This window comes from Cedecea sp. P7760 (assembly GCF_013386425.1).
GTDB lineage: Bacteria > Pseudomonadota > Gammaproteobacteria > Enterobacterales > Enterobacteriaceae > Cedecea > Cedecea selenatireducens.
The window spans coordinates 1-7,061 of the sequence record NZ_JACARU010000073.1 but is presented as its reverse complement, the minus strand read 5'-3'; the positions used below and the strand labels follow the sequence as shown (position 1 = coordinate 7,061).

At 52.8% G+C, this 7,061-nt stretch carries 8 protein-coding genes and 2 tRNA genes; 4 read left to right on the top strand and 6 right to left on the bottom strand.

Features of this window, described 5'->3' with window-relative positions; translation table 11 throughout:
• Positions 1–228: 228 nt before the first annotated feature.
• Positions 229–316: transfer RNA gene (locus HX778_RS22005), tRNA-Ser, on the bottom strand.
• 667 nt (positions 317–983) lie between these two features.
• Positions 984–1,071 (bottom strand) — tRNA-Ser (locus HX778_RS22000).
• A gap of 203 nt (positions 1,072–1,274) precedes the next feature.
• On the opposite strand from HX778_RS22000, the gene ghrA reads away from it, so the two are divergent.
• The 4 genes from ghrA to HX778_RS21980 all read left to right on the top strand — a co-directional run bounded on the left by ghrA (position 1,275) and on the right by HX778_RS21980 (position 4,230).
• The gene (gene ghrA, locus HX778_RS21995; RefSeq protein WP_038473798.1) at positions 1,275–2,216 is read left to right on the top strand and encodes a glyoxylate/hydroxypyruvate reductase GhrA; all 942 of its coding nucleotides are present in this window, start codon (positions 1,275–1,277) and stop codon (positions 2,214–2,216) included.
• Between the two features lie 101 nt (positions 2,217–2,317).
• Positions 2,318–3,055 (top strand): phosphatase, encoded by a 738-nt coding sequence (locus tag HX778_RS21990; protein ID WP_038473795.1) that lies wholly within the window; start codon positions 2,318–2,320, stop codon positions 3,053–3,055.
• A 28-nt stretch (positions 3,056–3,083) separates the two neighbouring features.
• Positions 3,084–3,638, top strand: a complete 555-nt coding sequence (locus HX778_RS21985; protein ID WP_038473792.1) for a molecular chaperone — start codon at positions 3,084–3,086, stop codon at positions 3,636–3,638.
• 103 nt (positions 3,639–3,741) lie between these two features.
• On the top strand, positions 3,742–4,230 hold the full coding sequence (locus HX778_RS21980; protein ID WP_038473789.1) for a DUF1097 domain-containing protein: 489 nt from the start codon (positions 3,742–3,744) through the stop codon (positions 4,228–4,230).
• Positions 4,231–4,273: 43 nt separating this feature from the next.
• Here HX778_RS21980 and csgG read toward each other — a convergent pair whose 3' ends face one another.
• The 4 genes from csgG to csgD are packed head-to-tail and all read right to left on the bottom strand — an operon-like array spanning position 4,274 to position 6,614.
• Positions 4,274–5,107 carry a curli production assembly/transport protein CsgG gene (gene csgG / locus HX778_RS21975; protein ID WP_176983067.1) on the bottom strand — a complete coding sequence of 278 codons (834 nt, stop codon included), beginning with the start codon at positions 5,105–5,107 and terminating at the stop codon, positions 4,274–4,276.
• Positions 5,108–5,145: 38 nt separating this feature from the next.
• Positions 5,146–5,562, bottom strand: coding sequence for a curli production assembly/transport protein CsgF (gene csgF, locus HX778_RS21970; RefSeq protein WP_038473783.1), 417 nt, complete (start codon positions 5,560–5,562; stop codon positions 5,146–5,148).
• Positions 5,563–5,571: 9 nt separating this feature from the next.
• Positions 5,572–5,958 carry a curli production assembly/transport protein CsgE gene (csgE, locus tag HX778_RS21965; RefSeq protein ID WP_038473780.1) on the bottom strand — a complete coding sequence of 129 codons (387 nt, stop codon included), beginning with the start codon at positions 5,956–5,958 and terminating at the stop codon, positions 5,572–5,574.
• 5 nt (positions 5,959–5,963) lie between these two features.
• Complete coding sequence (csgD, locus tag HX778_RS21960) at positions 5,964–6,614, bottom strand: biofilm master transcriptional regulator CsgD (RefSeq protein WP_038473777.1); 651 nt, start codon at positions 6,612–6,614, stop codon at positions 5,964–5,966.
• Positions 6,615–7,061 lie beyond the last annotated feature (447 nt).

The window sequence follows — 7,061 nt, the reverse complement described above, 5'->3', positions numbered from 1 at the left end:
ACTTTTGGGGTGCAGTCCAATTTGCATGCGAGCTCTTCTTTAAATGTGGCGGTGAGAGAGGGGCTTACTCGCGCCGTCCATGGCGCTCGCCCTGCGGGTCGCCGGAGGCGGTACCAAACGGCTGTCCTGCCGTTTGGTCGAACCCTGTCGAGGATTCTCACCCACTCTCTGCCGTGAGTAATATGCGAAAAAAAAGCCCGCATTTGCATGCGAGCTCTTCTTTAAATGTGGCGGTGAGAGAGGGGTTCGAACCCTCGATACGTTGCCGTATACACACTTTCCAGGCGTGCTCCTTCAGCCACTCGGACACCTCACCGTATTGTCTTGCTGCTCACCTTAGGTGGGCAACGGGGCGCTACTATAGGGAGTCAGCCCTCTTCGGTCAAGCCTAATTTATGGATTATGCCACGTTCGGTTAAGGTCTGAGCGGTTAGGGCGGTTTTAAGGCAAATTCATCCGAAAAAAGCTCCCGCCGGGCAAATCCTTCCGGGCGGGAGGAGGAAAATTATCCCGCTAGCCTGCCGTTTGGTCGAACCCTGTCGAGGGTTCTCATCCGTCCCTCGTCGGGTTATGGGCAATAAAAAAGCCTGAACGTGAGTTCAGGCTCTCTCATAAAATGTGGCGGTGAGAGAGGGGCTTACTCGCGCCGTCCATGGCGCTCGCCCTGCGGGTCGCCGGAGGCGGTACCAAACGGCTGTCCTGCCGTTTGGTCGAACCCTGTCGAGGATTCTCATCCGTCCCTCGTCGGGTTACGGGCAATAAAAAAGCCTGAACGTGAGTTCAGGCTCTCTCATAAAATATGGCGGTGAGGGAGGGATGGATTCGCAAGCTCACCCCTTCGGGGCAGCGTTATCACAAGTGATGCCGCTGTCCAACCTGCTAAAGCAGGTTGTCGAACCCTGTCGAGGATTCTCACCCACTCTCTGTCGTGAGCAATATGCGAAAAAAAAGCCCGCATTTGCATGCGAGCTCTTCTTTAAATGTGGCGGTGAGAGAGGGGTTCGAACCCTCGATACGTTGCCGTATACACACTTTCCAGGCGTGCTCCTTCAGCCACTCGGACACCTCACCGTATTGTCGCCCCAGCGCTGCTGGAACGGGCGCTAATTTAGGGAAAATGGCCTTCGCCGTCAATGCTAATTTCATGTTTTTGGTGCGTTTAGCCAAACTTCATCCAACTTGACTCTTAAACCATCACAAGATGCTGCTTTTTATTGCATCAGGGCTTGCATGACATCCCGATTCGCGTAAGCCTAAGAAAAAAAGGAGGCAGTATGGACATTATTTTTCATCACCCCACTTTTGACACAGAGTATTGGCTGAATCGCCTTCAGCAAGCCCTGCCGCAGGCGCGAGTCCGCCAGTGGAAGCAGGGGGACCAGCAGCCCGCCGATTACGCACTGGTATGGCACCCGCCGGTGGAAATGCTTAGCGGCCGTAAAGGGCTCAAGGGCGTTTTCGCGCTGGGGGCCGGCGTTGACGCTATTCTCAGTAAACTTCAGGCTCACCCGGACATGCTGCCGGACGGCGTGCCGCTGTTCCGCCTGGAGGATACGGGCATGGGGCTGCAGATGCAGGAGTACGCTGTTAGCCAGGTGCTGCACTGGTTCCGTCGTTTTGACGACTACCAGCGACAAAAGCAGCAGGGGCAATGGCAGCCGCTGGAAGATTATCGGCGTGAGGATTTCACCATTGGGATCCTCGGCGCGGGCGTGCTTGGCGGTAAAGTGGCTGAAAGCCTCGTGGCCTGGGGCTTCCCGGTTCGCTGCTGGAGCCGCAGCAAAAAAGATCTTCCAGGCGTACAGAGTTTTGCCGGTGGCGAAGCGCTACCTGATTTTCTGCACGGCACCCGAGTGCTGATAAACCTGCTGCCGAATACGCCGCAAACCGTCGGCATTATCAACCGTGAGCTTTTGGGCCAGCTGGCTAAAGAAGCTTACGTGATAAATCTTGCGCGCGGCGTGCACCTGGTTGAAGCCGATCTGCTGGCGGCGTTAGATTCCGGGCAGCTTAAAGGCGCGATGCTGGACGTCTTCTCTAAAGAGCCGCTGCCGGAGAACAGCCCGCTTTGGGCGCATCCTGGCGTGGCAATTACGCCGCACGTGGCCGCAGTCACTCGTCCTGACGAGGCCATTGCCTATATCGCAAAGACCATTACCCAGCTAGAAAACGGGGAATCTGTCTCCGGTGAAGTCTCTCTTCAGCACGGCTATTAAGCAGGAAGCCCGGCTTTTGCCGGGCTAGCTGTTCTTGCAGGCAGGCTAAAAATTGTCATGGATTGCTGGTATCCTTAGCTAAAATAGAAAAGGAGAAAGCCATGTATCCCGTTGACCTGCATATGCATACCGTTGCCAGCACCCACGCCTACAGTACCCTCCATGATTATATTGCCGTTGCGAAGAGCAAGGGCATCAGGCTGTTTGCCATTACCGATCACGGCCCGGACATGGCGGATGCGCCGCATTACTGGCACTTTATTAATATGCGTATCTGGCCACGGCTGGTCGACGGCGTCGGCATTTTGCGCGGTATTGAATCGAATATTAAAAACACCGCAGGCGAAATTGACTGCACTGGGCCAATGCTCGATGCGCTGGATTTGATCATTGCCGGCTTCCACGAGCCGGTCTTCCCGCCAAAAGATAAAGCTACCCATACCGAAGCGATGATCGCGACGATGGCGAACGGTGACGTGCATATCATCAGCCATCCGGGTAACCCTAAATTCGAAATTGATATCCCGGCCGTTGCGGCGGCGGCGGCGAAATATAACGTCGCCCTTGAGTTGAACAACTCTTCGTTTACCCACTCTCGCATCGGCAGCGGCCCAAACTGCCGCGCCATTGCTGAAGCCGTGCGTGATGCTGGCGGCTGGCTGGCCTTAGGGTCGGACTCCCACACCGCCTTTACGCTGGGTGATTTTAGCGAGTGCCGCAAAATCCTCGATGAAATCAATTTCCCGGAAGAGCGGATCCTGAACGTTTCTCCGCAGCGCCTGCTGGGCTTCCTTGAAGCTCGGGGCATGGCGCCAATTGCCGAATTTGCCACACTGTAATTAACACCCGTAATGGATAGAGCCAGTCATGAATGAGTTTTCAATTATTTGCCGCGTACTCGGATCGCTATTTTATCGCCAGCCGCAGGATCCTCTGCTGGTGCCTTTGTTTACGCTGATCCGTGAAGGGAAGCTGGCGGCAAGCTGGCCACTGGAGCAGGATGAGCTGCTGGGGCGTTTGCAGCACAACTGCGACCCGCAGCTGCTGGCGGCGGACTTTAACGCGCTGTTCGTGGGTGAAAAGTGCAGCGTGCCGCCTTTCCGCTCGGCCTGGGAAGAGGGCAGTGACGAAGGGGAAGTGCGTCAGTTCCTGAAACAGCGTGGAATGCCGCTGGGCGAGTCACCTGCTGACCATTTCGGGACGCTGCTGCTGGCGGCTTCCTGGCTTGAGGATCAGTCCCAGGAGGATGAGTTTGAGGCGCAGGTGACGCTGTTTGATGAGTACCTGATGCCGTGGTGCGGGACGTTCCTCGGCAAAGTTGAAGCCCATGCCACCACGCCGTTCTACCGCACGCTGGCGGCGATCAGCCGTGAAGCGCTGCAGGCCATGCGCGATGAGCTGCAGGAATCAGAAGAGGAATAATTGTGATCTGAGTCACAATTAAACTGCAACGCTGATTTTTGATTTACAAAAAATGTGCGCCAGATCGTAGTGAGAGGCTAAGCCTCTGCTATGATACGGCGCCATGAAGACACTTATTCCACTTGCAATCACCACCGGTATTCTCTCTGGCCTCTGGGGCTGGGTTGCGGTGAGTCTCGGCCTGTTGGGCTGGGCCGGTTTCCTCGGCTGTACCGCCTATTTTGCCTGTCCGCAGGGCGGTATGAAGGGGCTTTTTATTTCTCTGTGTACCCTGTGCAGCGGCGTGCTTTGGGCGCTGGTGATTATTCACGGCAGCGCGCTGGCGCCGCATGCTGAAATCCTCGGCTATATCATGACCGGCGTGGTGGCATTCCTGATGTGTATTCAGGCTCGCCATATTTTACTGTCGTTTGTCCCCGGCACTTTTATCGGCGCCTGCGCAACCTTTGCGAATCAGGGGGAGTGGCATATCGTGGTGCCTTCGCTGCTGCTGGGGCTGGTCTTCGGCTTTGCAATGAAAAACAGTGGGCTGTGGCTGGCGGCAAGACGAGAGAAGCCCAAACCGAAAGCAGGCTCATTGCTGAGCGAATAAAAAACCAGCGAAAGCTGGTTTTTTTATTCGCGAGAAACGGTCATCAGGAGGCCGGCGGCGTAGAGAGCTCTTTATACTTCACCAGCACCGGGTTGTTAACATCGGCAGGGTTTTGCAGGTCCCACAGCCCACGGTCGATGCCATCGTTAATCAGATAGATAACGCCGGTTTCAATGGCGGACATCAGGCACAGCATCACCGGCTCGTTGCTGGTATAGCCTATTTCACCTTCCAGCAGGCGCTGGTAATCAATAAACCGGAAGACCCCAGCCTGCACTTCGTACGAGAGAATCGTTTTGCTGGTGTTGACCGACGACATGACTTCCCCGGTGCTGACGTCGACAACCCTCAGGTTAACGGCTATCTGGTCAAGCTGATACTGCGTGTCCGCGCCAATGCCAAAGTAACGTGCGCCCGCCCCGCCGGACTTCACGTTGCTTTCGTAGCCAATAATCGACCCTTCAATCATCACATTTGCCGCCATCAGCGAGTGCAGCGGGGCTCGATTATTATCCGCCACTGTGCCGTTTTCCTGCGCGGCGCGGATAATTTTGCGTTCGTTAAGCAGGTTTTGCAGCCCCTGACGTTCAAGCGGAATGAACCAGCGGGAATCCTTCAGCGCGGTGACCAGCATAGACGTTGCGCTTTGCGGCACGGCGGTAGAAAAGTTACTGGCGGGGTAGGGCTTGAACTGGCCCGTTTCGTCCTGAATGTTATAGACCGAAACATAAAGCTTTCCTTTTGCCTCTGGCAGATGCGTCAGGTCGAGATAGCTTTGTGCGCGGGGCAGTAACGTCGGTTTAGCGGCCTCTTTTGGCGGAGCCGTTAAACAACCACTTAATAAACACACCGCCACAATCAGAAGTAAGCGCTGCATAATGTTTATCCTTGAAGAGGTTTTATGATTTTAAGCCACTAAAAATTCGTGGAATTCGCCTGCAGGCCGGAGACCTGAATCGTCGAGGTTTTGCCGGTTTTACGGTCGGTTACGTTGAGCTGAAGTTGACCGTCGGTATTGGCGATATCGACGATGAAATCATTGGTGACCATGCGCCCCGGCTTCCCGGTATTGATATTGGTTAACAGGCCGCCCAGCACCTGTGACTGCAGCGCCTGGGTGAAATTATCCAGCGCGCTGGGCATTTGAATTCCAAGATCGCTGCTGTAGCTGGGATCTTTGTAAGAGTTTTGTGCCTGGGCCGAATTTAACAAATAGGCACCGTTATTGGGGTTGCCGCCGAAGTTAGGGTTAACAAACTGGAAAACCATATTTCCGCCCCAGGCCAGCGGCGTAAAGAGCAGCAAGGGCAGAACGGCATGAGAGATACGCATCATCGTCTCCTAGAATTCGTCATGGGTTAAATCGCTGGTGCTCAATAATTGCTTATCAATCAGCCTGCGTTTAAGCGCCTCATCGGTATGGACCAGTGCCACCTCAACGTTTTTGTCGAAGTCGCGTTTTGTGGGGTAAAGAAAAGCCTGATAAACAACGTCCTGGCCGGCGGTAATGGTTATCCAGCTCCCCCAGCGGGCGCTGGGGCGCTCGTTGATGGTTAAATTGCCGGTATAGCTGCTTTCCCATTTATCGCTGAAGGCGCGGTAGAAACTGTGGCCTACCGAAGTGACGGTATGGTCCGTCAGCAGCCCGGGGATCTCGACTTCTTCGGCGTGAACGCTGTTCATCGCGCACCAGCAGGCCGCCAGGAAAAAAATGGCTGAGCGTTTCATGGTGTTTATCGCCGAAGGTTATCGTTTGCCCAGGAAACCGCCTGGGTGCGGTTTTTGACGGCTATTTTTCTGAACAGGTTATACAGGTGCGTTTTGACCGTGTTCTCACTGATAAACAGCGAGCGGGCGATTTCAACGTTCGAGGAGCCCACGCGCAGCTTGTTCAGGATTTCCTTTTCGCGCTGCGTTAAGCGTGAGGATTCGGTGCTATTAAAACGATAATTTCCGGAATGGCTGATGAGATAGCTGGCCAGCTTCTGCGAGAAGTAGCACTCTCCTTCCAGGACCCCACGCAGCCCCTCAACGACTTTGGGCTCTTCGGTCGCAAAATAAAATACGCCGTTGATATGCGGCCAGTTCTCGATCTCTCTGAAAGGATATTCTTCCGGCGTGTTGAGCAGCAGTAATTTTATCTGACTGTTTTTACGGCTTAATTTTTCCTGCCAAAACAGGATGATCTTCTTATCCGTTTCCGCCATATCAAATAAAATCAGAACATTACTGGCGAAGTCATCCAGTGGACGTTGAATATTGTGAACCCGCCCATTTATTTCTAACGAGGCGCGTAGATGTTGTAATAAAGCTGAAGCCTGGAGAGAGGGTTTCGTAATTAACAATAACGTAGGGCCCTGTAGGGCATGGACTTCATTATACATGATGAAACTCCACCTGGTTTTTGTCGCTACCGTTTGAATTAATGGAAATTAATTCTCCCTGAGATATCGAGATTCGCGACAGTGCTATATGTTAAATATTTTTGATCGCCGAAATAATGGTTTTCGGTCGCAAAGGGATTTTTAACTAAAGACTTACTATCTGTTTTCAATTTAGCGATTAGACATTTTAAAGCAAGTGTTAACTATGTAACTAAATGTTTCTGTGGCTATTAAAATGTTTCTATGTGATTTTTTATCTATTTAGATTTAAGCCTAAAGTTGTACTTTCAGAATTGATTGTATAGTCATTATTTTTTCTTTTTCTCTTCCATTGCATTGAATTTTAATGTTTTTATTCTTGGTGATTTGTTTTTGTTAACGCCTCTCATATTTTTAAAAACAGCGTTTCCAGTATTCACCCGCTTCGCTGGTAATGGTGCCAACTTA